The organism is Flavobacterium labens (assembly GCF_048286755.1).
In the GTDB taxonomy this organism is placed as follows: domain Bacteria; phylum Bacteroidota; class Bacteroidia; order Flavobacteriales; family Flavobacteriaceae; genus Flavobacterium.
Window position 1 is genome coordinate 122,599 of the sequence record NZ_JBLVPL010000006.1, and the last position, 26,915, is coordinate 149,513.

Genomic DNA, 26,915 nt, shown 5'->3' on the forward strand with positions numbered 1-26,915 from the left:
TTATTAATAAAAATAATCAAATTGAATTCTATCGTTTATCGATAATGAATACGAACCGTTATTTGCAGGAATATATGTTAATGTACTTCCACTTACACTATAAGCCGCGTTACTAATTCGAATCCCATTTACGTACATTTTTACTTTACTATTAGCTGATGGAGATTTGTTTAAAGTAAATTCCGTTTGCGAAATTGTAGCACTAAATTCATCCGCCATTTCTCTAACTTCAGTAGTTCTTGTTGAAATACTTCCATCAGCCATTAAAAATTGAGTAGAAGTACCACTTGGAATTTTGTATCCTGCAGCCGTTAAACTACCACTTGTTTTAACATCGGTAATGGCGCTATGTGAACCCGTTCCGTCAGAACCCAATTGAATCGTATTAGATGCTGTTACTATTGCATTTGCACCAATGGCAACTGAATTACTAATTCCATCAAAAGCGACATCTGCATTAGTACCAATAGCTGTATTTTGTGAACCCGAAATATTATTTATTAAACTTGAACCTCCTATCGAGACATTATTTCCACCAGATACATTATTTGATAGCGCTATATATCCAAGTGCAGTATTTCCATTTCCGCTATTATTCAATGCTAAAGCTCCGCTACCTATTCCAGTATTTGCGTAACCAGCATTAGCTTCCAAAGCTCCTAATCCAATTGCTGTGTTTGAATTTTCATTAAACTTACCTCTTCCGACTGTAACTCCATTAATAGTAGCATCTGATGTGAAATTTTTAGTTCCGGCAATAGTTTGATTCGTTGTTAAATTAACAAAATTAGTACTTGTATTTGTACTTACTGTTGTAATAGCATCAGTTACAAAAGCCGTAGTAGCAATTTGTGTAGTAGAAATTCCGGCTGTAGGAGTTGGTGCCAATGGTATTCCCGAAAACGTTGGTGAAGCTAAAGGAGCTTTTGCATCCAATACCGTTTGCGTCGCTGCCGAAACGGGTTTGTTAACATCACTTGTATTGTCTACATTTTCTAATCCAACCATTGCAGCTGTAACTCCAGAAACTGTTCCTGTAAATGTTGGTGATTCTAAAGGTGCTTTTAAATCTAAAGCCGTTTGTGTCGCTGCAGAAACGGGTTTGTTTGCATCACTTGTATTGTTCACATTTTCTAATCCAACCATTGCAGCTGTAACTCCAGAAACTGTTCCTGTAAATGTTGGTGATTCCAATGGTGCTTTTAAATCTAACAAAGTTTGGGTTACAGAAATTGATGTCGTTAAATTTGCAGCAATAGCATTTTCGGCAGTTGTTGCTCTGGAAATTTCAGTGGCTAAAGCTACTGAATTAGATGAAGCACTTGCATCAACATATGTTTTTGTCGCTTTCTCTGTAGGAAATTTCACATCTGAATTACTTGCCAATGTTCCATCTGTACTTTTATTTGCTGTAGCTTCTTTAGTCGCTTCTGCTGTTGTTGCTCTGGTAACTTCAGTGACTAGATCCGTTGTTAAAGTTGTTTCCGCTACAGTTGCTCTATTGCTTTCAGTAACCAAATTTGCAGCAATAGTATTTTCAGTAATTGTTGCTCTGGTGACTTCAGTCGCTAAAGCTGCTGAATTAGATGAAGTACTTGCGTCAACATATGTTTTAGTCGCTTTTTCTGTTGGGAATTTTACATCTGAATTACTTGCCAATGTTCCATCAGTACTTTTATTTGCTGTAGCTTCTTTAGTTGCTTCTGCTACTGTTGCTCTGGTAACTTCAGTGACTAGATCCGTTGTTAAAGTTGTTTCCGCTACAGTTGCTCTATTGCTTTCAGTAACCAAATTTGCAGCAATAGTATTTTCAGTAATTGTTGCTCTGGTGACTTCAGTCGCTAAAGCTGCTGAATTAGATGAAGTACTTGCGTCAACATATGTTTTAGTCGCTTTTTCTGTTGGGAATTTTACATCTGAATTACTTGCTAATGTTCCATCAGTACTTTTATTTGCTGTAGCTTCTTTAGTCGCTTCTGCTGCTGTTGCTCTGGTAACTTCAGTGGCTAGATCCGTTGTTAAAGTTGTTTCCGCTACTGTTGCTCTATTGGTTTCAGTAACCAAATTTGCAGCAATAGTATTTTCAGAAGTTGTTGCTCTGGTAACTTCAGTGGCTAGATTCGTGGCTAAAGTTGTTTCCGCTGTAGTTGCTCTATTGGTTTCAGTAACCAAATTTGCAGCAATAGTATTTTCAGAAGTTGTTGATCTGGTGACTTCAGTCGCTAAAGCTGCTGAATTAGATGAAGCACTTGCGTCAACATATGTTTTTGTCGCTTTCTCTGTTGGGAATTTCACATCTGAATTACTTGCTAATGTTCCATCAGTACTTTTATTTGCTGTAGCTTCTTTAGTCGCTTCTGCTGCTGTTGCTCTGGTAACTTCAGTGGCTAGATCCGTTGTTAAAGTTGTTTCCGCTGTAGTTGCTCTATTAGTTTCAGTAACCAAATTTACAGCAATAGTATTTTCGGCAGTTATAGCTCTGGTAGCTTCAGTGGCTAAAGCTGATGAATTAGATGAAGTACTTGCGTCAACATATGTTTTTGTAGCTTTCTCTGTTGGGAATTTCACATCTGAATTACTTGCCAGTGTTCCATCAGTACTCTTATTTGCTGTATCTTCTTTCGTCGCTTCTGTTGTTGTTGCTCTGGTAACTTCAGTGGCTAGGTTCGTGGCTAAAGTTGTTTCCGCTGTAGTTGCTCTATTGGTTTCCGTAACCAAATTTGCAGCAATAGTATTTTCAGAAGTTGTTGCTCTGGTAACTTCAGTGGCTAGATTTGTGGTTAAAGTCGTTTCCGCTACAGTTGCTCTATTGGTTTCAGTAACCAAATTTGAAGCGATAGCATTTTCGGTAGTTGTTGCTCTGGTAACTTCAGTGGCTAAAGCTGCTGAATTTGATGAAGCACTTGTGTCAACATACGTTTTTGTCGCTTTCTCTGTTGGGAATTTCACATCTGAATTACTTGCCAATGTTCCATCAGTACTTTTATTTGCAGCAGCTTCTTTAGTCGCTTCTGCTGTTGTGGCTCTGGTAACTTCAGTTGCTAGATTCGTGGCTAAAGTTGTTTCCGCTAAAGTTGCTCTATTAGTTTCCGTAACCAAATTTGCAGCAATAGCATTTTCGGCAGTTGTTGCTCTGGTGACTTCAGTCGCTAATGCTACTGAATTAGATGATGCACTTGCGTCAACATACATTTTTGTAGCTTTCTCTGTTGGGAATTTCACATCTGAATTACTTGCCAATGTTCCATCTGTACTTTTATTTGCTGTAGCTTCTTTAGTCGCTTCAGCTGCTGTTGCTCTGGTAACTTCAGTGGCTAGATTTGTGGCTAAAGTTATTTCCGCTACACTTGCTCTATTGGTTTCAGTAACCAAATTTGCCGCAATAGTATTTTCAGAAGTTGTTGCTCTGGTAACTTCAGTCGCTAAAGCTGCTGAATTAGATGAAGCACTTGCGTCAACATATGTTTTTGTCGCTTTCTCTGTTGGGAATTTCACATCTGAATTACTTAACAATGTTCCATCTGTACTTTTATTTGCTGTATCTTCTTTAGTCGCTTCTGTTGTTGTTGCTCTGGTAACTTCAGTGGCTAGATTTGTGGCTAAATTTGTTTCCGCTACACTTGCTCTATTGGTTTCCGTAACCAAATTTGCTGTAATAGCATTTTCGGCAGTTGTTGCTCTGGTGACTTCAGTGGCTAAAGCTGCAGAATTAGATGAAGCACTTGCGTCAACATATGTTTTTGTCGCTTTCTCTGTTGGGAATTTCACATCTGAATTACTTGCCAATGTTCCATCTGTACTTTTATTTGCTGTAGCTTCTTTCGTTGCTTCTGCTGCTGTTGCTCTGGTAACTTCAGTGGCTAGATTCGTGGCTAAAGTTGTTTCCGCTACGCTTGCTCTATTGGTTTCAGTAACCAAATTTGCAGCAATAGTATTTTCAGAAGTTGTAGCTCTAGTAACTTCAGTGGCTAAAGCTGCAGAATTAGATGAAGTACTTGCGTCAACATATGTTTTTGTCGCTTTTTCTGTTGGGAATTTCACATCTGAATTACTTGTTAATGTTCCATCAGTACTTTTATTTGCTGTAGCTTCTTTAGTCGCTTCTGCTGTTGTTGCTCTGGTAACTTCAGTGGCTAGATTCGTGGCTAAAGTTGTTTCCGCTACAGTTGCTCTATTGGTTTCCGTAACCAAATTTGCAGCAATAGCATTTTCGGCAGTTGTTGCTCTGGTAACTTCAGTGGCTAAAGCTGCTGAATTGGATGATGTACTTGCGTCAACATATGTTTTTGTCGCTTTCTCTGTTGGAAATTTCACATCTGAATTACTTACCAATGTTCCATCTGTACTTTTATTTGCTGTAGCTTCTTTAGTCGCTTCTGCTGCTGTTGCTCTGGTAACTTCAGTGGCTAGATTTGTGGCTAAATTTGTTTCCGATAAAGTCGCTCTATTGGTTTCAGTAAACAAATTTGCTGTAATAGTATTTTCAGAAGTTGTTGCTCTGGTGACTTCAGTGGCTAGATTCGTTGTTAAAGTTGTTTCCGCTACACTTGCTCTATTGGCTTCCGTAACCAAATTTGCAGCGATAGCATTTTCGGCTGTTGTAGCTCTGGTAACTTCAGTCGCTAAAGCTGCTGAGTTTGGTGACAAAGTAGCGTCTACATACGTTTTAACAGATTTTACACTCGGGAATTTAATGTCTGAATTTCCATCAATAATAATACTCGTACTTTTATTTACAGCATCTTCTTTTAAATTTAGTGCTAATTTTGAAGCATTACTAATTGGTTTATTCAAATCTGTTGTATTATCCACATTCGCTAATCCTAAATTAGTTTTAGCACCAAGGACTGTAATTGCATTTGTACCTCCATTTTCTATAGCAACTACACCAGTAACATTAACCGCATTTATTGATGAATAAGCAAAAGGAACGTAATTGAAAGGTTGGTTACTAATTTCTGTAAATGACGAACAGTCTCCACTTATATTTATACCAACTACTAAACTCTTATTAAGTGAATCCCATGAAATTTTATCAAACGAAGTGGCGTATCCTGAAGTTTGAGTTCCTGTTCCTATAATCAGATTAACCATTCCATATGGATCTGTTTTAGTCTTAATAACTTCTTGATATTCAATATTTGAAAACTCATCAACAAATTTAAATAGCATACAAATATCCTTGCTAACCAGTGGCAAATTTGAATTGTTTAAATTTGATGTTTTAACTCCACTAGGGTTTAAAATTACTGCTTGATATGTTATTCCATTGGTTTGCGCAAAACTCTTAGCGCATAAAAAAAATATAAAAAGTAAAATTATTTTTTTCATGATTAAATTAATTTATGGTGAAGGAATTCAAAATTCGATTAGTATTAAATGATAATTTTTTTCGGCAGTATTAAAGGTGTTTAATTTGCAAATAATTAAAACCAATACTTAACCTAAAGAATTATTATGCAGTTCTTCCTTTCCTTAAATATGTGGTAGACCCTATGAATCCAGATCGAATTAAATAATCAAGGTTCGTTGAGGACTTATTACAACACGAAAAAAAGGAATAACAGCTAACATCATCAAATGAGCTAGTAAAATTTAAATAACAGGAATTGGTGAAGAAGTCAAAAGGACTTAAATTTGATTTTCCAAATTTGGTTTCATAAGCATACAGAGTAAAGTCCTTTTCTATACTGCGATAAACTTCTTTAGAAAAGACTTGACATGCTGCAATAAGAGTAATAAATAAAAAGTATTTTTTTATCATAATTTAATAATTTTAGTGTAATAACTAAAGCTTGAAGTATTCAATCGAACCAAATATTCTGAGCTTGGTAATAAAGGAAGTACAATAGTCAGAATCATGTTGTCTGCTTTTTTCTTTTGTTCAAATACCAAGCGTCCGCTTAAATCAAAAACGTTGATATTTATTTCTTCGGTAATGTCTTTTGAAAATTCAAAATTTATCGTTTGAACAAATGGATTAGGGAATGTTGTTGTCTTGATAACTTCGGTTGTATTTGAAGCAATATATTTTCCCCAAAAACTCTGTTGAAACCCCTGCATAACAACATAACTATTATTAGAAGTTCCGGTGAGACTTTGTTGTCCAATAGTTTGAGTTATCACTATTCCATCGGGTAATTTTTTAGATGTACCTTGTGAAGATAGTATTTGATGATGTAAAACTTGTCCGTGGAAGGTGACGGTAAAAAATATAAGTAAGTACCTCATAAAATTTATTTTAAACAATATTACACTAAATTAATGTATTTCATCGATAAAAAATGCCTTTAAACGAAAATATAAATAATTAGTAAGAACTTTTCAGTTTTTAGTAACTCTAAAATTGTATTTAGAACAAAAGAAAATCATTAAATAGGACAATAAACTCATGCTATTTTCCATAAAATGATTTTTAACAGGAAGCAACTCTTAACTAGAAGCGTGCTATTTTTTAGTTTTTAGTAACCTAATCATCCCGCTTTAAGATAAAAATTGTACTTTTAAAGTGTAAAAATCAAACAAAAATGCTTTCAAATTTACTTTTCATTGTAACTGGAATTATCGGATTTATAACTACTTTTTTAATTTTTACGAATTATAAATCCAATAGAATAATGAACCTATACATCATTCTATTAATACTTATAATTTCATTCCGTTTCTTCTTATCAGGTTTAACATATTTCATTTTCGATACAGACTTTAGAAATACTTATTTTAAATATTCAAACATCTCATTAGTTGTTATCCCTATTTGCTATCTGTATTTTAAAAATTTGTCTGAAAATAAAAATAAAACCAATTCAAAGGAGCTATTGCATTTTATCTTTCCCACATCTTTTTTCCTATTTATAATTAATCGCAATCATTTCTATTTTGATTCTGAAAGGATAGAAATGATTTTATATGGGCTATTTTTTATATTTGCTATAGTCTATCTTATTTTATGCTTTCGAATGTTAAAGACTAAAATTTGGACTAGAAAAGATGAAATCAAAGTAATTCAAAAGCAAAATAAATTAATTAAGAAGTGGACACTATTTCTATTTATTGCTCTTGTAATTACTATATCCAGACTTTTTATAGCAATCATCGTAGAAATATACTTTGAAGAAAGCATTAAAGGACACAGTTATCAATGGATATCAGCTATAATTTGGTTAACCATATTATTTAAAATATTAATTTCTCCTGAAATTCTTTATGGGTATAATGTCTTACACAAAAAGATCAATGAGAATAAAAACAATACTTTAGTTTTGAACGATATTTGGAAGACTACTCCTAACATTGAATTGAATAATAGCCAGCACTTAGTTCTTAAAGAAAAAATAGATCAAAATATTATTGACTACATAAAGGAAATTGAAACTATATCGTTGAAATTTGAATTGTTTAGAAATTCAAATTTGACAATAACTGATTTAGCTAACAACCTACAAATTCCCAAAAGCCATATTTCGTATTTATTTAAATACCACTCGGCAATTTCTTTTTCTGAATATAAAAAAGTAATTCGAATACACGATGCCATCAAACAAATCGAACTAAACTATTTAAAGAACAACACTTTAGATTCATTATCGAAAAAGGTTGGATTTACTTCATACAACCCCTTTTTTACTAGTTTCAAAGAAATTGTAGGTTTATCTCCATTAGAATATTATAAAATGAACAGAACAGAATTTGAGGAATAAAAAAAGGTTCAACCGTGAAGTTGAACCTTTTTTAGTATCTAAAATAAACAAATCTTATTTTTTATAATACTTTTTATATTTTGGATAGGAAATTGCTCCAAACAAAGTAATTGCTCCAAGAGAATACCAAATCCAACTCAATGAATGTGCTTCTCCACTTGCATAAGAATGCAATCCTACCAAGTGAAAATTAACACCATAATAGGTGAACAAAATAGATATAAAAGCAAACATACTCATTAAATTAAAGACCCATTTTCCACGCAAAGAAGGCACAAATCGAGCATGAATTACAAATGCATACACCATAATACTGATTAAAGCCCAAGTCTCTTTTGGATCCCATCCCCAGTAACGTCCCCAACTTTCATTGGCCCATTGTCCGCCAAGGAAGTTTCCTATAGTCAACATTATCAAACCTATCGTTAATGCTAATTCGTTGATGTAAGTGATTTCCTGAATATTCAAATCCATTTTGGCTTTGTTTTTTTCATTTGTAAATGAAATCAGCAACAATGAAACTGCTCCTAAAATAAACCCTAATGCAAATGGGCCATAACTAGCCACAATTACCGCAACGTGAATCATCAACCAATAGGAATTTAAAACTGGTTGCAGATTTGCAATCTCCGGATCAATCCAGTTTAGATTTGCAGCCCAAAGAATCATTGCGGTTACAAAAGCTGATGAAGCCACAGTAAGTTTTGATTTTCTGTCGAAAGCCAAACCAAAAAACATGGTAGCCCAAGCAATATATATAATTGATTCATACGCATTACTCCAAGGTGCGTGACCGGAAATATACCAACGGGCAATTAAGCCCACAGTATGCAATGCAAATAATAATCCTATAATAATATGCATTGTATTTACTGTTATAGCTAATACTTTTCGCTCTTTGAAGATTTGCATAATTGTAAAAAACAACATCAAAATTGCCGCTACAGCATACCAATAAAAAAGTTTATTGAAAACATCATATTTATTATACAACACTTCTGATGTAATTCTTTCTTCACTTGGTCTCACTTTACTGCCAAAACGTTTTTGGAAACCATTGATACTTTCCAGTAATTCATCGGCAGTTTTGTAATCATTAGAAGTTGAAGCGTTTGCCAAAGAACCAAAATATAAAGGCAATACATTTTTAGTATACGTCGCTTCCATTCCTTTGAAGCCAGCTTCGTTGAGTTCTAAATAAGAAACCCACTTGTTATTTTTATCTTCTGGAATAGGGAAAATTTTCAATATTCGACCGCTTAACGCCGATTCCATCAAGTTTACTCTTTTATCGGTTTCGATAAAATCCTTTTCAAATTGATTGGGATTAGCCGCTTTAAATGATTCTTCTAAGTATTTAGAAAGTTTATAATTCCCTTTAGCATCAAAGAAAGCTACAAAAGGTGCAAACTTAGCTTTCTTATCAACCCCGATTATTTTTCTTAAACTGTCATTTCCTCTTCTTAAATGAATAATTGGAATCTCAATCCAATAGCTAGCATACTGAGTGATAGACAAGAAAACCTGGTCTGAATTCATATCATTGTATGAATCACTCTGGCTTACTTTACGCAATAATTCAGATGAAAACGTATTAATCGGTTTCATTCTACCGCCTCCGTCTTGAATTACAAGTCTACCAAATTTTGCCGCATGTTCTGCAGGAACTTTATACTTATTAATCAGATCATTCAGTTCATCCTGGCTCAATACTTTTTTGGTATGATTAGCGTGCGTTGCCGGTGCTGCTTCAGCTTCCGTGTGCGCATGTCCTTCGTGATCCGCGTGATTGTGTTCCTGTTCTTGTGCAAAACTGCTGAAACTGAACATAAAAACTAAAATGGTCAACAATTTAGCTTTCTTAGTTTTAACCACTTCTAGCTTGCGTTTGATGTCTGCAAAACGAGAATATTTAGTAAACATAATTGCCATCATTGCAAAATACAACATAAAATAACCGGCATAAGTTAGCGCTGTTCCCCAAAAATCATGGTTTACAGACAAAACAGTTCCTTTTTCATCAGGATCAAAACTAGACTGAAAAAAGCGATATCCTTTGTGGTCCAATACATTATTCATATAAATTCTGGCATCAAATGGTTCCGTATCTTCAACGGTTACTTTACTTTCAAATGAAGAATAACTTTTCTCTGTTCCTGGATATTTCTGGGCAATAAAATCATTCAATTTTATCTTGAAAGGCAACACATACGCTTTACTTCCATAGAAAAAAGAGTAATCGATATTCCCAATTTTTACAGTTTTGGCCTCACCTATTTTACCTTTAGAACCTAAAACGGTAACTATTTTTTCTTGACCTTCAGCAATAACTTTTACCGTTACCGCATCCTCATGATTTTTAGCTTTAAAATCATTATCCGATTCATAATCAACAATTCCTTTTACCGCAGGATCTGGAAATACAAATCGCATCTCTCCTATGCTGTATAACGAACGCATCATCAAGGGTTGGGCGTTATCTTTAGTCACTTTACCCTGTAATTTATCTGCCATTCGCATAAAATTACCTTCAAAAGGTGTTTGAATCGTATAGCCACTTCCAGTCGTATTGATATTTATGGCACCATCCGTATATTTATTTAAAGAAAATAAAACGTTATGAATATTTTGTACTTCGCCCTCTTTCAAGAAATGCTCGTGACGACCGCCATCTCCAGCTTCTACAATTTTTAAAAACACTGTTCCCTTTGGATCAGGTTTTATATATTCTTTGGCTCCCATAATGAAATTTTCATATTCTACTTCAAATGGTGTGTCAGCAAACTTTTCGGAAATACGGAAATTATTATTTACAGCCGGAGAAAGCAACACTTGTTTTTCAAAAACCCTGCGTTTCATTTCCCCTTTATATTCGCCATCAACAAAAACAGTCAGGAATGTTTTATCTGAAAAAATTTGATTTTCAGCAGCGCCTTCGCGAATAGGCATCATTCCTTCGTAACTGATGTAACGGGTTATAAATGCACCGGCAATAATGAAGATAAAAGACAAATGGAGTAATAAAGTAGCCCATTTTTCTTTCTTTAATAGCTGATAACGCTTGATATTTCCAATGAAATTAATCATAAAAAATACATGTATGGCCTCAAACCACCAGGCATTGTAAATTAAAATTTTTGCTGTGTCGGTATTGTACTTGCTTTCGATAAAAGTTCCAGTAGCCATGGAAACTGCATATACAATAAATAAAAAAGCCATTAATCGAGTAGAAAACAAAAAAGAAAATATTTTTTTATCCATTTTTAAGGGATTATGTTTTTATAAAAGTGCCACAAAAGTACTTAAAAATGTTGACTTCTATATTCGCACATTTGTTAATTTAATCCAAAATTAAGTAGCTTCATTTTTTGGAATAAAAGTATATTTTAATTGGAGTTACAGTTTATTAGCCAATCCAAAATTGAATAAAACTCTTAATATTTTTTTGCTAATTTTGTCCCATGACTAAAGTTATTATTATTGGTTCAGGAAATGTAGCACAACATTTGATTGCAGCATTCCAAAATTCTCAAAATATGGGAGCTGAAATCGAATTGGTTCAAGTTTTTTCGAGACAAATAGGAAGCGTCTCTCACCTACTCGATTCAAGTCAGATTACAAATGATTTAGTTGCTTTAACTGAAGCTGACTTGTATATTATTGCCGTTTCTGATGATGCGATTGCTGCTATTTCTTCGCAACTTCCTTTCAAAAATCGCTTGGTGGTTCATACCTCAGGAAGTGTTTCTTTGAATGCTTTGGATGACAATAACCGAAAAGGAGTTTTCTATCCCTTACAGACTTTTACTAAAAACAAAGCAGTTGATTTTAGAAGTATTCCTATCTGTTTAGAAAGCGAAAATGCAACGGATTTTCAATTATTGGATAAAGTGGGCAAATCAATTTCTGACAAAATATTTGCTATTAACTCCGAACAGAGAAAAGCATTGCATGTTGCGGCAGTTTTCGTCAATAATTTTACGAATCATTTGTACCAAATAGGTCAGGAAATTTGTCAGGAGCATCAGGTTCCTTTTGAAATTTTAACTCCTTTAATTACAGAAACAGCTCAAAAAATAATGTTACTTTCGCCGTCAGAAGCGCAAACTGGACCGGCTAAACGCAATGACACTGCAACAATTGAGGCACATGAGGCTTTTTTATCCAATGAAAATCACCTTAAAATTTATAAAACACTAACACAATCTATACAGCATAATGGCAAAAAGTTATAAAGAAATAATGAATGATATTACTACGTTTATATTTGACGTAGACGGCGTACTAACTGACAGTTCTGTTTTTGTAACCAATGAAGGAGAGATTTTGCGCACCATGAATATTCGTGATGGTTATGCCATGAAAGCCGCGGTAGAAAGCGGTTATAACGTTTGTATTATTTCGGGAGGAAGCAATGAAGGTGTTCGCATTAGATTACGAAATCTGGGAATCACAGATATTCATTTAGGCACACCAAATAAAGTAGAAACATTTGATGAATATACTGATGTTTACAATATCAATCCAGAACACGTTTTGTACATGGGCGATGATATTCCGGATTATCACGTGATGAAATTAGTAGGATTACCCGCTTGTCCACAAGATGCAAGTCCTGAAATTAAAGCTATTTCCAGATATATTTCGCATAAAAACGGAGGAAAAGGAGCTGTACGAGATGTGATAGAACAAGTGATGAAAGCACAAGGAAAATGGATGGCTTATTTTGATGGGAAACACGATTAGTACTATTTTAAATGTTAAATTATAAATTATAAATAACATCAATGTTTCCATTTTTAAAACTAATCAGATACCAGAACTTACTGATGCTTGCTTTTATGCAACTTATTTTCAGGTATGTTTTTTTTAAATTTCAAGATATTCCTTTGGCATTAGCTGATTGGCAATATGTATTATTGGTTCTATCAACTATTCTAATTGCTGCTGGAGGATATGTTATCAATAATGTTTTTGACCAAAATACTGATACTATAAACAAACCTAATAATGTAATTGTAGGCAAAACCATTTCTGAAACCAATGCTTACAATCTATACATTGGACTTACTGTTACTGGTGTAGCCATTGGCTTTTATTTGTCAAACGTTATATTGAAACCAGGCTTTGCATCTATTTTTATTTTGATTGCAGCAACACTTTATTTGTACGCGACAAGCCTTAAACAAATGATGATCATTGGTAATATTATCGTAGCATTATTGCTTTCTTTTAGCGTTGTTATCATTGGGATTTTTGATTTATTCCCAACGATTCATGAAGGAAATCAACAACAAATGGGAATTGTTTTTTCTATTCTTTTAGATTACGCACTGTTTACCTTTTTTCTTAATTTTATGAGGGAAATAGTTAAAGATATTGAAGATGTTGATGGTGATTATAACCAAGGAATTAATACTTTGCCAATTGCAATAGGCAAATCGAGAACTTCAAAAATAGTTTTTGGACTGAGCTTTCTTCCTATACTTTTTATGCTTTATTACATCAATAAATATCTTCTTGATTTAGTATTTACAACTGTATATTTATTGCTTTTTGTTGTAGGACCATTGCTTTATTTTACCGTAAAAATTTGGACCGCAAAATCTAAAAAAGAGTTCCATACGCTGAGTATGCTTTTAAAATGGATTCTGTTATTTGGAATTCTATCAATTATTGTAATAAGTTTAAATATAAAATATAATGCTTAGAAATAAATTAGAAAAATACACTTTAATTCTGGCCTCGGGTTCACCGAGACGCCAGCAATTCTTCAAGGATTTAGACTTGAATTTTGAAATTCGATTGAAAGAAATTGAAGAAGTTTATCCTCCGGAATTGAAAGCAGAGGAAATCACTAATTATTTGGCTGTATTGAAAGCCAGTGCTTTTGAAGGAGAGCTAAAACCAAATGAAATCCTAGTTACCAGCGACACCATCGTTTGGCATAACAATAGGGCTTTGGGTAAACCAAAAGACGAACAAGATGCTTTTGAAATTCTGAAATCATTATCAAATACAACACACGAAGTAATCACTTCTGTTTGTTTTAAAACCAATGAGAAAGCAGATGTAATACATGAGTTTACCAAAGTTACTTTTAACGAATTAAGCGACGAATCGATTCATTATTATTTAGAAAACTACAAACCTTATGATAAAGCCGGAGCTTATGGTATCCAGGAATGGATTGGTTTTATAGGTGTTTCAAAAATTGAAGGTTCGTATGCGAATGTGATGGGAATGCCTACAGACAAAGTGTATGAATATTTGATTAAATTAGCGTAATTAAACATGAACATGGCCTTTTTTCAAGAATACACAAGAGAACTGATTGCAACTGGAATTCTGGGAATTTTGCTGGTATTATTCCGTATTATTTCTACAAAACTAGTACGAAGTTATGCAAAATCAAACCAAACTCTGGAACATCGAACCAATTTAGTGATTAAATACATTCACTTATTTATCAATATTTTGGTAACTATTGCCTTAATAATAATTTGGGGAGTTCAGACCAAAGATATTTTTATTGCACTTTCTTCCATCACAACCGTTGTAGGTGTTGCTATGTTTGCCCAATGGTCTATTTTAAGTAACATCACATCAGGTGTTATTTTGTTCTTTTCTTTTCCGTTTAAAATTGGAGATGTTATAAAAATCCATGATAAAGACTTTCCCATTGAAGCAGAGATTGAGGATATTGGTGCTTTTCATGTGTATTTAAAAACTATTGACGGAGAAAAAATTATTTATCCAAACAATCTGCTTTTGCAAAAAGGGATTTCGATACTGAAAGACCATTTTGATGATAAAGAATTCATGGATTAATCAGCATTTTATAAAAATTTAATTATCAAGTGATTCTATTTTGCAAATCAGTTGATTAAAAGTGATAATTTTACAACTATTGATGAGAAATATATAATACTTTAATTTCTTTAATTCTTCATATTTGTCAATTAGAAACAATACGATTCATAATTGAATAGTAAATACGTTATTTTAAAAATAATAGAATATGAATGACATCTTAAAATTTCCATTTTATGCCAAACTAACCCTTGTTTTATTGGGTTTAATAGCTCTGATTTTTATTTTTTATATTGGTCAGGATATTTTAGTTCCCATAATGATGTCGTTTTTATTTGCTATTTTATTGTATCCAATTGTTCAGTTTTTTAAATCAAAACTCTATTTTCCGCATGTTTTGGCGGTGATGATAGCAGTAATTTTATTCGTGTTAATCTTCATTGGACTTTTTGTTTTTCTATCTTTTCAAATTAGTGATTTTGCAGCTGATTTTGATAAAATTGAAAAAAACATCAACATTCATCTCCGCAATATTCAAGGATTTGTCAGAGACAATTTTCATTTAAGTTCTTGGGAACAAAAACAATATATTGATACCGCTACTGAGGATTCCATGGAAAAAGGAAAAGAATTGATTGGTACCACTTTAATGTCGTTTACGGATACCTTGGTAAATTTGACATTAATACCTATTTATACTTTTTTAATTCTTTTATACAGAACCCATTTTTTACTGTTTTTATCCAAGTTATTCAAAAAAGAGAATCATGAGCAGTTAAAAGATATATTGACAAACATAAGAGTAGCAATCAACAGTTACATCGTAGGTTTAATCATTGAAATGATTTTAGTCTCAACAATGACTACACTTGGGTTTATGGTCATTGGTGTAAAATATGCCATTTTATTGGGAATTATCACGGGAATTTTAAATTTGATTCCTTACATAGGAATCCTTTTTGCGGGAGTGCTGAGTATTGTAGCTTCACTTACAGGTTCTCCGGATTTATCGATAATTGTTGGCGTAATTGTGATTACTATAATTGTTCAGTTAATTGATAATAACATTTTGGTTCCTTTGATTGTAAGTTCTAAAGTAGAAATAAACGCCTTTGTATCGATTATTGGAATTATCATAGGTGGGGCAATTGCAGGAGTTTCAGGTATGTTTTTAGCACTTCCTATCTTGGCAATACTCAAAGTGATTTTTGATAGAGTGGAGTCTTTAGAACCTTGGGGATACCTAATGGGTGATCATTTACCCAAAACATATACTTGGCGCAATATTAAATTACCGTTGTTTGATTCTGAATCAACACCAAAAAAAATAGTTATCAAGACTGATATTGTAGTTCCAGTATTTACTGAAACTACAACTGAAAATGACACTACTAGAACCAATGAATAATTTTTAAAATAGTATATTTCGACTATTCAAATTCTGAATTTTGTTAATTCGAACTAATACTTAAAAGATTTTTCTTTTGTTTCGTTAACAATGTTTAAAATTATTATTTTTTATCATGTTTAAAAAACAAAGACTGGTTCTACTAATTTTGATTTTCTGCTGTTATCAGATTTCTTTTTCTCAAGTAGACAAAAAGGGAAAAGATTCTTCAGAAGTGTATAAACAAATCCAGACCTATTCCAAGAAAAACAAATTTACCAAACTCCTTCATAAATTAGTTTTCAGACCTGTTAACGTAAAAAGAAAAAAGAAAAAAGTAGTTCTAAAAAAATTCAAAAATTTTGAAGGAAAAATTATCCGAAACATCAATATTGTTACTTTAGACCCATTTGGTTATTCAGAAATTGACACTACAAAAAAAGCTCGAAATTGGGCTGAACGAACCGGAAACAGAATTCACATTAAAACGAACAGACTTGCAATTAAGAATTTATTGCTTATTAAAAAAAACAAGCCTTTAGATTCCTTATTAGTAAAAGAGTCAGAACGTTTAATAAGAACACAGCGCTATATCAGTCGCGTTGATGTATCTCCGCAATTGATTAAAAACAATAAGGATTCCGTAGATATTTACATTCGGGTTTTAGATTCGTGGAGTATTATTCCTAAAGGTTCAATATCAGGTTCTGGCAGTAATTTTGAACTGAATGATCGAAATATTTTGGGTTCTGGTCATGAATTTAATAATGAATTCAGAAACAGATTCAGTGATGGTAAAAATGCTTATCGCGTTGCGTACACTATTCCCAACTTCAAAAATACATTTATTAAAACTACTGTAAATTATCGTATTGACTTAGATGATTATTATGGTAAAAGCATTAATATTGAACGATTATTTTATTCTCCATTTACAAAATGGGCTGGCGGAATCTATTTTGACAAACAGTTTAGAAAAGATACACTTCCTGATAGTAATGCAGCATTTGCTTACCAAAATTTCAAATACAACTCACAGGATTTATGGTTTGGTCGTGCCTTTAGGATTTTTAAAAGTAATACTGAGAGTGACAGAACTACAAATTTAGTCGTTGCCGGTCGGTTTTTAAATGTAAAATACTTAGAAAGTCCAACAATTGATTACGATCCCAATGATTTTTATTCTGATGAAAAATTTTCACTTATAGGAATTGGTATCACCTCCCGTAAGTTCGTTCAAGACAGCTATATTTTCAAGAACGGAATTATTGAAGATGTACCCATTGGAAAAATATTTGGAATAACTTCTGGCTATCAACATAAAAACAATCAAGGTCGCTACTATTTAGGAGCACAGGCATCATTTGGAAATTTTTATAAATGGGGATTTCTAAGTGCCAATTTTGAGTTGGGTACTTTTTTAGAAAAATCAAATACGAAACAGAATGCTTTTTCTTTTCAAGCCAATTACTTTACGAACTTGATTAGTCTTGGAAAATGGAAATTGCGACAGTTTATCAAACCACAACTAATTATTGGTTCTAATCGCGTAAACGTTATTGGCGATCAACTTAATATTAATGAAAATTACGGTATTAAAGGATTTAATAGTGCTTATTATGGTACCGAAAAAGCAATACTGACTTTACAAACTCAAGCGTATGCACCTTGGAATCTTTGGGGATTTCGATTAAATCCTTATTTTAACTATTCTGTTGCGATGATGGGAAATCCTGAAAAAGGATTATTGGAAAATAAAGCATATTCTAAAATTGGGATTGGATTAATAATAAATAATGATTTTTTAGTATTTAGTTCTTTCCAAATTTCACTTTCCTATTATCCATCCATACCTGGTAATGGCGAAAATATTTTCAAAACCAACTCTTTTGAAACCACTGATTTTGGTTTTCAGGATTTTGAGCTAGGCAAGCCACGTACTGTGATTTTTAAGTAATAAAGCTACATTAAGTAATCTCGGCTTCGATCAAAACTATTTTAAACCTCTAATTTTAAAAACATTACATCAGCATTCATAATCCAATAGTGTAAATTATATAATTTAATATTATAATTATATAAGATTACATCTGTTACTATTGCTTACTTTTATAGTATAATTAAGTTAATAACTAAAACCCTAAAAAAAATGAAAAAAGTTACCTTTTATTTAATGATGATGGTATTGTCATTAAGTGTTGTTCCAACCCAAATGTTAGCTGCAGAAAAAAACCCAACTTCGGTTTCAAACAACCCAAAAGAAGTTCCTGCAGAAGTTAAAGTGTTGCTTAATCGTCTTGACGAAATAAAAGCAATGGATAAATCTTCTTTGAATTCTTCAGAAAAAAAAGAACTACGTAAAGAAGTTCGTGCTATTAAAGCAGAATTAAAATCTACGGGAAATGGTGTATATCTATCTGTAGGTGCAATTATAATAGTTATCCTTTTATTGATACTTTTATTGTAAATAAATTTATAACTGTAGAAAAAGGAAACGAAAATTCGTTTCCTTTTTTTATGAAGTAAAATAACACAATTAATTGTTAATTATTTGATATTGGCACAGTTGTTGGCTTTATTATAAAAAGAGATAATACAGTAACTAAAATTACTAGGTATTAATTACTAATTAAAATTTTGAAAAATGAAAACATTAAAATTAATCATCGCAGGAATTATACTTTTTGCATCGGCAAATACGATGCAAGCACAGGTTTCAGTAAATGTAAATATAGGTAGTCCACCAGCATGGGGTCCAGTTGGTTACTCCTCTGTAGATTACTATTATTTACCAGATATTCAAGCTTATTATGATATCAGAGCTACACAGTTTATTTATTTTGGTGGAGGAAAATGGATTCGTTCAAGAAACCTTCCTAATCAATACAGAAACTATAACTTATACAATGGTTATAAAGTAGTCCTAAACGATTACCATGGTTCAAGCCCATACAATAACTTTAATACCCATAAAGTAAAATATTACAAAGGATACAAAGGTAAACCTCAAAAATCAATAGGTTCCAATCGTAGTAGTAATAACAAAGTATACAAAAGCAATGGCAATAATGGCAATGCAAATAAAGGAAATGGAAATAAAGGTGGAAAAGGAAATAATGGCCATGGGAATGGAAATGGAAAACATTAATACTGATTTCATATAATTTATAAAGAGAGTCTAAGCAATGAGGCTCTCTTTTTTTAGCCCTATACCTTATTTAAATGTTAACATTTTAATTTTGGCACAGTTGTTGGCTTTAATTAAAAAGCAACGCAAAACGAGCTATTACAAAAAAATTATTACTAATTAAATATTTGAAAAAATGAGAACATTAAAACTAATCGCCTTAGGAATTATACTTTTTGCATCAAGCACAATACAAGCACAAGTTTCAGTTAATGTAAATATTGGTAGAGCTCCATCATGGGGACCAGTAGGATATGCAGAAGCAGAATATTACTATTTGCCGGATGTAGAAGCTTATTATGATGTAAGAGCAACACAGTTCATTTATTTTGGTGGAGGAAGATGGATACGTTCAAGATACCTACCAAATCAATATAGAAACTATGATTTATATGGTGGGTACAAAGTAGTATTAAACGATTATCATGGTTCGAGACCATATAGCAACTTTAAGAATCATAAAGTAAAATATTACAGAGGATATCATGGAAGAGAACAAAGAAATATAGGCTATAACAATAACCGTAGAGTATATGTAAAGCAAAGAGATAATGACAATCATAGAAGATATGATAATGATAATCACAGAGAATACAGAAAACACGATAATAGAAATAACGGCAACGGACATGGAAATGGTCGTGGAAATGGAAACGGACGAGATAGAGATTAATCACCTGTTTGTTTAAAAAGAGAGAGAGAACCTAAATTGGTTTTCTCTCTTTTTTTTTATTATTAAAGAAAACCCAAAACATTTCACAAGAAATTATTTAATTCCTACATTTGAAGTTACTGCAAATCAAATTTTAAAAAATGCAAAAAAAATACGTATCAGCTATTCTAATATTTCTTTTATGTTGCCAAATAACAAATGCACAACAACCCCAAAAACCAAATTCTGTTGAAATTTACAATCAAATCCAAAAGCTTAATTTCCTAGGTTCTGTCCTTTATATAGCAGCACATCCCGATGATGAAAATACTCGATTAATTTCTTACTTGTCCAATGAACAAAAAGCAAGAACTGGCTATTTATCTTTGACACGCGGTGATGGTGGTCAAAACTTAATAGGTACACAATTACGCGAATTATTAGGAGTCATAAGAACGCAAGAACTTATTGAAGCTAGAAAAATTGATGGCGGAGAACAGTTTTTTTCCCGTGCCAATGATTTTGGATTTTCCAAAAATCCAACAGAAACATTAGCCATTTGGGATAAAGAAAAAGTATTGGCTGACGTTATTTGGGCCATCAGAAAATTTCAACCAGATGTAATTGTAAACCGATTTGATCATCGATCTCCAGGAACCACACACGGTCATCATACATCATCGGCAATGTTGAGCGTAGAAAGTTTTGAACTAGCCAATAACCCAACTATTTTTCCGGAACAATTGCAATTTGTAAAACCTTGGCAAGCCAAACGCCAGTTTTTTAATACTTCTTGGTGGTTTTATGGAACTATCGAAAAATTTAATGCTGCCGATAAAACGAATTTAATTGCGTTGCAAACAGGAGTTTATTATGCTGGATTAGGAAAATCAAATCAGGAAATAGCCGCATTAAGTCGCAGCCGTCATCAATCACAAGGTTTTGGAAGCACTGGTGCGCGTGGCGAAGAAACAGAATATTTAGAGTTTATAAATGGAAGTGCTTTAAAAGAAAAAAAATCTCTTTTTGAAGGAATTGATACTTCTTGGAACCGTGTAAAAGGAGGAAAAGCCATTGGAGATTTATTGAGTGTTATTGCCAATGAATTCGACCATAATAATCCTTCGGCAAGTATTCCAAATTTGGCAAAAGCCTACACTATGATGAAAGCATTGGACGAAAATCATTGGGCACCACTAAAATCCGAAGCTATTAAAGAAATTATAGCAGCCTGTTCCGGTTTGTATCTTGAGGCCGTTGCCCAAAATCAGGAAGCAACTCCCGGAAGCACTGTTAAACTGAAACTTGAAGCCATTAACAGAAGTTCAGCGCCAATACAATTAATGAGCGTGACCACTTTACCAGAAAAAACAAATACACTTCAAAATCGCGAGTTAAAAAATAATATTCTTAATAATATCAACTTAGATTTAAAATTACCAGAATCAATTAACTACACACAACCCTATTGGTTAAGAGAAAATGGAACTGTTGGTATGTATGACGTAAACCAACAACAAAACATAGGAATTCCAGATATTATTCGAGAAGCTAAAGTAGTTTTTAACGTTCAAATCAACGGAATCGAAATCCCGTTTGAGCGAACTATAGTTTATAAATACAATGATGATGTAAAAGGAGAAGTGTATAATTATCTCGACATCGTTCCTGAGGTTACCACTTCAATTGTAGACAAAGTATTGCTTTTTAAAGATACAAAAATAAAATACGTAGGCGTAAAAATCAAAGCGGGTAAAGATTCCGTGAAAGGAAATCTACAACTGGAACTGCCTCAAAGTTGGAATGTTTCACCTAAATCCATTCCTTTCAATATACTTAAAAAGGGAACGGAACAAATTGTTTATTTTGAAGTAACTGCGCCAAATAAATCCGAAGAAGCTGTAGCTAAAAGCGTGGCGATAATTGACAATAAACGATTTGACAAAGAACAAATTATCATTAATTATGACCACATCACTAAACAGCAAGTTTTAAAATCAGCTGAAGCAAAATGCATCAAAACAGATTTAAAAACCAACGAAGAGAGGATTGCATATATTATGGGTGCTGGAGATGAAGTTCCAAGCAGTCTGACGCAATTGGGATACACTGTTACGCTGCTTAAACCCGAAGAAATAACACCCGAGAAATTAGAAAACTTTGATGTAGTAATGACTGGTGTTCGTGCTTACAATACCGTTACAGCGTTAGCAAATAAACAAACGATACTTTTTGACTTTGTAAAAGGCGGAAAAACAATGCTCGTTCAGTACAATACTGCGGGTGATCTTATAACTGAAAATATCGCGCCTTATCCATTGAAATTGTCCCGCGACCGTGTAACCGAAGAAGATGCCGAAGTTCGATTTTTAGCACCAAACCATCCCGTTTTGAATTATCCGAACAAAATTACAAGCAAAGATTTTCAAGGTTGGAAACAAGAACAAGGGTTGTATTATCCAAGTGAGTACGACAAAGCCTTCACTCCTATTCTATCTTCAAATGATAAAGGAGAAACACCTAAAAATGGCGCTTTGCTGATTGCTCCTTACGGAAAAGGGCACTATATTTATACGGGATTAAGCTTTTTTAGAGAATTACCTGAGGGTGTTACTGGTGCGTATAAATTAATTTCAAATATCATCTCATTGAAATCATCCGAAACCGTTCCTCCACAAAAAATCAAAAACTAAACCAGTCTAAAATGGAAACAAAAAAAATAAAAACCTGGAAGAAAAACTATACTTGGGTGCTTGTAGCCAACGCTATTTACATCTTGATCTTTTGTCTCATCATGAAATTATACGCTTAAATTATGCAATTATTTGACTGGATTATACTCATTTTTACATTACTTTTCATTGTAATTTATGGCGCGTGGAAAACCAAAGGAAGTAAAAATGTAGAAGACTTTATTCTAGGAAGCAATGAAACTCCTTGGCATGTTGTAGGGCTTTCCGTGATGGCAACTCAAGCGAGTGCCATTACATTTCTTTCTACTCCCGGACAAGCGTATCACGACGGAATGGGTTTTGTACAGTTCTACTTTGGACTGCCAATTGCTATGGTAGTAATATGTGTCACATTTATCCCTTTATACCACAAATACAAAGTATATACCGCTTATGAGTATCTCGAAAAAAGATTTGATTTAAAAACGCGTTCCCTTGCAGCTATTTTGTTTTTGTTTCAAAGAGGTCTTGGAACTGGATTGACTATATACGCTCCGGCGATTATTTTGTCGGCAATATTGGGTTGGAATCTTACTTACATGAATATTATTATTGGAGTATTAGTTATCATTTATACCTTTTCAGGTGGAACAAAAGCGGTGAACGTAACTCAAAAACAGCAGATGTTTGTGATCATGTCGGGAATGTTTATCACCTTTTTTCTGATATTACATTATCTTCCTAATGATATGACATTTACCAGTGCGCTGCATATTGCTGGAGCAAATGACAAAATGAATATTGTTAATTTCTCTTTTGACCCAGAAGAAAAATATACATTTTGGAGCGGAATCACAGGAGGTTTTTTCCTTGCATTAGCCTATTTCGGAACCGACCAATCGCAGGTAGGACGTTATTTATCAGGAAAATCAGTTCGTGAAAGCCAAATGGGACTGATTATGAATGGACTTTTAAAAGTTCCTATGCAGTTCTTTATTTTATTGACCGGAGTTATGGTTTTTGTTTTTTTTCAATTTAATCCTGTTCCGTTAAATTTTAATCCAAACAACAAAGCCTTGATTGAAAAATCGGCTTACAAAGGCGAATACCATGCTTTGGAGCAAAAACTAGACGATTTGTCCGAAGATAAAAAAGTAATTAACTTGTTGTACATCGATCAGCTGAATCAGGATTATGACAATCCAATCCTTCGAAAAGAATTAGTGGCTTTGTCTAATAAAGAAAAAGATTTAAGAGATCGAGCCAAAGAAATAATCCTAAAAGCCGACAGTAACAGTGAAACTAATGACAAAGATTATGTGTTTTTTCACTTTATATTAAATTATTTACCTCGAGGACTTATTGGATTATTGTTAGCCGTTATCATTTCAGCGGCCATGTCATCGACCGCTTCCGGGCTGAATGCATTAGCATCTACTACAGCAATTGATATTTACAAACGAAATGTAAAAGAAGAAAAATCAGAACGTCATTATCTGTATGCCACTAAATTCTTTACCTTATTATGGGGAATTATTGCGATCCTTTTTGCCTGCATCGGGACGCTGTTTGAAAATTTAATTCAGTTGGTAAATATCATTGGATCCATCTTTTACGGAACTGTATTAGGAATCTTTTTAGTTGGTTTTTATATCCATAAAGTCCAATCCAAAGCTATATTCTACAGCGCCGTTATTAGTCAGCTTACTATTTTTATCATTTACTATTACGCCATTTACATCTTTCCAAGCGGAGAAGAAAAACTGGGTTATTTATGGCTAAATTTCATCGGAGCGATGCTTACAATTGTGATTTCGTTATTATTGCAGTGGACCATTTTCAGAAAACAGAGAGCGATAACAGCCTAAATAAAAAATTATTAACCGCATATTCACAGATTTAGATATTGATAATCTGTGAATATGCGGTTATGTTTTTCCTGCAGAAGTTCTTATTTAAAAATCTCTTCTTCCGCAGAAACTGGCAATAGCGAACTGGCGAAGTAATGATGAGCCCATGGATAATCTATATGCAAACATTTAATAAATTACCCAGTCCAAAATTTCAAAAAAAAATCCCGTCTCTAAATAGAGACGGGATCTTCTTATATAAAAAAGATAGAGTATTAGTTCTTACTCCACTCTGCAATACTATCTTTATTCATTTTTACGTAGTCTTGGTTTTTAGCAATTTCAGCTGCTGCAAGAGATAATTTTGCAGTTTCGATTGCTCCTTTTTTATCTCCAAGTTTAGCTTGAATCAATGACTTCAATCTGTTATACCAAAATGGTTTGTCTTTAGACATATCCAACGCTTTATTTACATAAACCAATGCTTTTGCATTGTCACCATTCGATTGGAATAAAAATTGAGCAGCAGAAAAATAATCAGCACCAGTTGGTCCTGCTAATGCTTTCTCGATATTAGCCGTTGCTTTTTGTTGTGTAGGCACTTCAAATTTTAAAGCTGCATACGAGTTCTCCCAATATATTTCTAAAAAAGCAAAATTGTTATCTAAACCACTGATTCCAATAGTAAATGTTTCCACACTTCTATTTAAAGTTTCTGGTTTAACAGCAGCTCTAAGCGCTACATTTTCTTCTTTCCACTCTTCTGGATTACCCCAGTTATCAGTAGTTTTATAAAAAATTATTTCCCAGCTTTCTATTTTTGGAATAGTATACAAAGAATATTTTCCTTTTTTCAACGTTTTTCCATCAATAACAACATCGTCGCTAAAAGATACAGTTGTATTTTCATTAGCGCCAGTTCTCCATACTTTTCCAAAAGGGATCAAATTACCAAAAACGGCTCTTCCTCTGGCACTTGGTCTTGAATAATTAATTTCTACATCTGTCAAACCTACTGCTTGCATGATGGTAGATTTTGGACTGGATTGAGGTGTTTTTACCTGCGCCTCAATGGTGAAATTTGCTATAATAATGGCAAATACAATGATTATTTTTTTCATGTTTTAAATTTTTATGATTTCCAAATTTACAAATTCAGTGGCTTTCAAATGTTAATTATTCCTTAATTTAGAATCAATATTCTTTAGCGCATCAAAACCCAATTCGTTAAAATGATTAATTACAACATCAGCTTCCGATAAATCTTGCGCCTCAGAATGAACACTGTTATACCCTACGCATAAAATCCCAGCTGCTTTCGCCGCTTTTATCCCATTTGTGCTGTCTTCAATGACAATACAATTTTCTTTTGGCGCAACTGATAAACTTGCTGCATGTTCAAAAATAGCAGGATGTGGTTTCGATTTAGGGAAATCTTCACCGCTTACCACATGCGTAAAATACTCATGCAACTTAAACCTACTAAACACGCGTTCAATAGTAACTTTTGAAGCCGAAGAAGCCAGAATCAATTGCATTCCGTTTTGGTGTAATTCTTTAATAAGATTTTCAACACCTTGCAATAATTCCAAATCTGCTTTACTGTCAAAAGCATCATTAAAAATAGTTCGTTTTCTTTGAATTAAATCTTCTACTTCTTGTTCTATCACAAAAACCTCTTTCAATTTCTGAAACGTATTTCGAGTAGAAAAACCGGTAAACGAAGTATACATATCTTCTGTAACAGTAATATTTAATTCGTCGAATTGTTTGAAATAAGCATAACGGTGTACGGGTTCAGTATCGACAATTACACCATCCATGTCAAAAATTACGGTTTGTATCATTTTTTTTTAGATTATTAGACTTTTTAGATTTTAAGACTTCTTAGATATTTAGAACTGAATATTAGAAACTTAATTCTGACCACTATTTTTTAAGTAAATAACGAATCACGGTTTCTGCAGCATACAATCCAAATAATCCTGGCATATAACTGTTTGTTCCGTAAAATGATTTTTTAAAATTGGATCCATCGGTCATTTTTAAACTTGATTCGTCCTGAATTTCAGAAGAAAAAACCACTTTCAATTTATCAATTTTCACTTCTTTCAATCGTCTTCGGATGGTTTTAGCAAAATAACAATTCACGGTATTGGTAATATCCGTTACTTTCACTTTAGAAGCTTCCATTTTCCCGCCAGCGCCCATACTGCTTATGATTTTGACTCTTTTTCGTTTGGCACCAATGATCAAATTTAGCTTTGGAGTTACGCTGTCAATACAATCTAAAACATAATCAAATTCCTCTGAAACAATTTCGAAAGCACGTTCCGGCGAAAGAAATTCCTGTACGCGAGTCAATTTTAATTCTGGATTAATGTCCATCAATCGATCTCCAACAACAGTCACCTTAGGTTGTCCCACAGTCGAATGTAAAGCCGGTAATTGTCGGTTTATATTAGTAATATCAACTACGTCACCATCAACAATAGTCATAGATCCCACTCCTGCTCTTGCCAAAAATTCGGCTGCAAAAGAACCAACACCACCCAATCCTACAACCAATACATTTGCATTTTTCAAATTATCTAAACCTTCTTTTTTGAATAAAAGTTCGGCTCTTTCTGTCCACTCTGCCATTGTTTTTTTGT

General features: G+C 33.2%; 19 protein-coding genes. 13 read left to right on the top strand and 6 right to left on the bottom strand.

Features of this window, described 5'->3' with window-relative positions; genetic code table 11:
* Window positions 1-3 precede the first annotated feature (3 nt).
* Together ACNQF8_RS12995 and ACNQF8_RS13000 are read right to left on the bottom strand one after the other, a co-directional pair.
* Window positions 4-5,331: a beta strand repeat-containing protein gene (locus ACNQF8_RS12995; RefSeq protein WP_417953703.1), complete on the bottom strand. Its 5,328-nt coding sequence runs from the start codon at window positions 5,329-5,331 to the stop codon at window positions 4-6.
* 429 nt (window positions 5,332-5,760) lie between these two features.
* Entirely contained in the window at window positions 5,761-6,231 is a 471-nt protein-coding gene (locus ACNQF8_RS13000) for a T9SS type A sorting domain-containing protein (protein ID WP_417951560.1), read from the bottom strand.
* A 728-nt stretch (window positions 6,232-6,959) separates the two neighbouring features.
* Here ACNQF8_RS13000 and ACNQF8_RS13005 point away from each other — a divergent pair.
* Window positions 6,960-7,700 carry a helix-turn-helix domain-containing protein gene (locus ACNQF8_RS13005; RefSeq protein ID WP_417951559.1) on the top strand — a complete coding sequence of 247 codons (741 nt, stop codon included), beginning with the start codon at window positions 6,960-6,962 and terminating at the stop codon, window positions 7,698-7,700.
* A gap of 54 nt (window positions 7,701-7,754) precedes the next feature.
* On the opposite strand, the gene ACNQF8_RS13010 is transcribed toward ACNQF8_RS13005, so the two are convergent.
* On the bottom strand, window positions 7,755-10,961 hold the full coding sequence (locus tag ACNQF8_RS13010; protein ID WP_417951558.1) for a cytochrome c biogenesis protein: 3,207 nt from the start codon (window positions 10,959-10,961) through the stop codon (window positions 7,755-7,757).
* Window positions 10,962-11,161: 200 nt separating this feature from the next.
* Between ACNQF8_RS13010 and ACNQF8_RS13015 the strand changes: the two genes are divergently transcribed.
* The 12 genes from ACNQF8_RS13015 to ACNQF8_RS13070 all read left to right on the top strand — a co-directional run bounded on the left by ACNQF8_RS13015 (window position 11,162) and on the right by ACNQF8_RS13070 (window position 24,279).
* Window positions 11,162-11,935: a Rossmann-like and DUF2520 domain-containing protein gene (locus ACNQF8_RS13015; RefSeq protein ID WP_315207706.1), complete on the top strand. Its 774-nt coding sequence runs from the start codon at window positions 11,162-11,164 to the stop codon at window positions 11,933-11,935.
* Window positions 11,919-12,446 carry a KdsC family phosphatase gene (locus ACNQF8_RS13020; protein ID WP_315207708.1) on the top strand — a complete coding sequence of 176 codons (528 nt, stop codon included), beginning with the start codon at window positions 11,919-11,921 and terminating at the stop codon, window positions 12,444-12,446. Before ACNQF8_RS13015 ends, ACNQF8_RS13020 begins: the two co-directional genes overlap by 17 nt.
* Window positions 12,447-12,487: 41 nt before the next feature.
* Window positions 12,488-13,411, top strand: coding sequence for a geranylgeranylglycerol-phosphate geranylgeranyltransferase (locus tag ACNQF8_RS13025; protein ID WP_417951556.1), 924 nt, complete (start codon window positions 12,488-12,490; stop codon window positions 13,409-13,411).
* A complete protein-coding gene (locus tag ACNQF8_RS13030) occupies window positions 13,404-13,988 on the top strand; it encodes a Maf-like protein (RefSeq protein ID WP_417951555.1) in 585 nt (194 codons plus the stop codon). Before ACNQF8_RS13025 ends, ACNQF8_RS13030 begins: the two co-directional genes overlap by 8 nt.
* 12 nt (window positions 13,989-14,000) lie before the next feature.
* Window positions 14,001-14,531, top strand: coding sequence for a mechanosensitive ion channel domain-containing protein (locus ACNQF8_RS13035; RefSeq protein ID WP_417953732.1), 531 nt, complete (start codon window positions 14,001-14,003; stop codon window positions 14,529-14,531).
* A 190-nt stretch (window positions 14,532-14,721) separates the two neighbouring features.
* Window positions 14,722-15,921 carry an AI-2E family transporter gene (locus ACNQF8_RS13040; protein WP_417951554.1) on the top strand — a complete coding sequence of 400 codons (1,200 nt, stop codon included), beginning with the start codon at window positions 14,722-14,724 and terminating at the stop codon, window positions 15,919-15,921.
* 115 nt (window positions 15,922-16,036) lie between these two features.
* The gene (locus ACNQF8_RS13045) at window positions 16,037-17,857 is read left to right on the top strand and encodes a hypothetical protein (protein ID WP_417983524.1); all 1,821 of its coding nucleotides are present in this window, start codon (window positions 16,037-16,039) and stop codon (window positions 17,855-17,857) included.
* 192 nt (window positions 17,858-18,049) lie between these two features.
* The gene (locus ACNQF8_RS13050; RefSeq protein WP_099715266.1) at window positions 18,050-18,367 is read left to right on the top strand and encodes a hypothetical protein; all 318 of its coding nucleotides are present in this window, start codon (window positions 18,050-18,052) and stop codon (window positions 18,365-18,367) included.
* Between the two features lie 177 nt (window positions 18,368-18,544).
* Window positions 18,545-19,048, top strand: a complete 504-nt coding sequence (locus ACNQF8_RS13055) for a hypothetical protein (protein ID WP_315207717.1) — start codon at window positions 18,545-18,547, stop codon at window positions 19,046-19,048.
* A gap of 175 nt (window positions 19,049-19,223) precedes the next feature.
* The gene (locus ACNQF8_RS13060; RefSeq protein ID WP_417951550.1) at window positions 19,224-19,760 is read left to right on the top strand and encodes a hypothetical protein; all 537 of its coding nucleotides are present in this window, start codon (window positions 19,224-19,226) and stop codon (window positions 19,758-19,760) included.
* 140 nt (window positions 19,761-19,900) lie between these two features.
* Window positions 19,901-22,432: a PIG-L family deacetylase gene (locus ACNQF8_RS13065; RefSeq protein ID WP_417953705.1), complete on the top strand. Its 2,532-nt coding sequence runs from the start codon at window positions 19,901-19,903 to the stop codon at window positions 22,430-22,432.
* Window positions 22,433-22,554: 122 nt separating this feature from the next.
* Window positions 22,555-24,279, top strand: a complete 1,725-nt coding sequence (locus tag ACNQF8_RS13070; RefSeq protein ID WP_417953706.1) for a sodium:solute symporter family protein — start codon at window positions 22,555-22,557, stop codon at window positions 24,277-24,279.
* Window positions 24,280-24,536: 257 nt separating this feature from the next.
* Here the strand turns inward: ACNQF8_RS13070 and ACNQF8_RS13075 are convergent, their stop codons facing one another.
* The 3 genes from ACNQF8_RS13075 to ACNQF8_RS13085 all read right to left on the bottom strand — a co-directional run bounded on the left by ACNQF8_RS13075 (window position 24,537) and on the right by ACNQF8_RS13085 (window position 26,904).
* Window positions 24,537-25,382 (bottom strand): DUF2911 domain-containing protein, encoded by an 846-nt coding sequence (locus ACNQF8_RS13075; protein WP_315207726.1) that lies wholly within the window; start codon window positions 25,380-25,382, stop codon window positions 24,537-24,539.
* A gap of 51 nt (window positions 25,383-25,433) precedes the next feature.
* Window positions 25,434-26,108 carry an HAD family hydrolase gene (locus ACNQF8_RS13080; protein WP_417951547.1) on the bottom strand — a complete coding sequence of 225 codons (675 nt, stop codon included), beginning with the start codon at window positions 26,106-26,108 and terminating at the stop codon, window positions 25,434-25,436.
* Between the two features lie 82 nt (window positions 26,109-26,190).
* Window positions 26,191-26,904 carry a tRNA threonylcarbamoyladenosine dehydratase gene (locus ACNQF8_RS13085; protein WP_417951546.1) on the bottom strand — a complete coding sequence of 238 codons (714 nt, stop codon included), beginning with the start codon at window positions 26,902-26,904 and terminating at the stop codon, window positions 26,191-26,193.
* Between the last annotated feature and the right edge of the window lie 11 nt (window positions 26,905-26,915).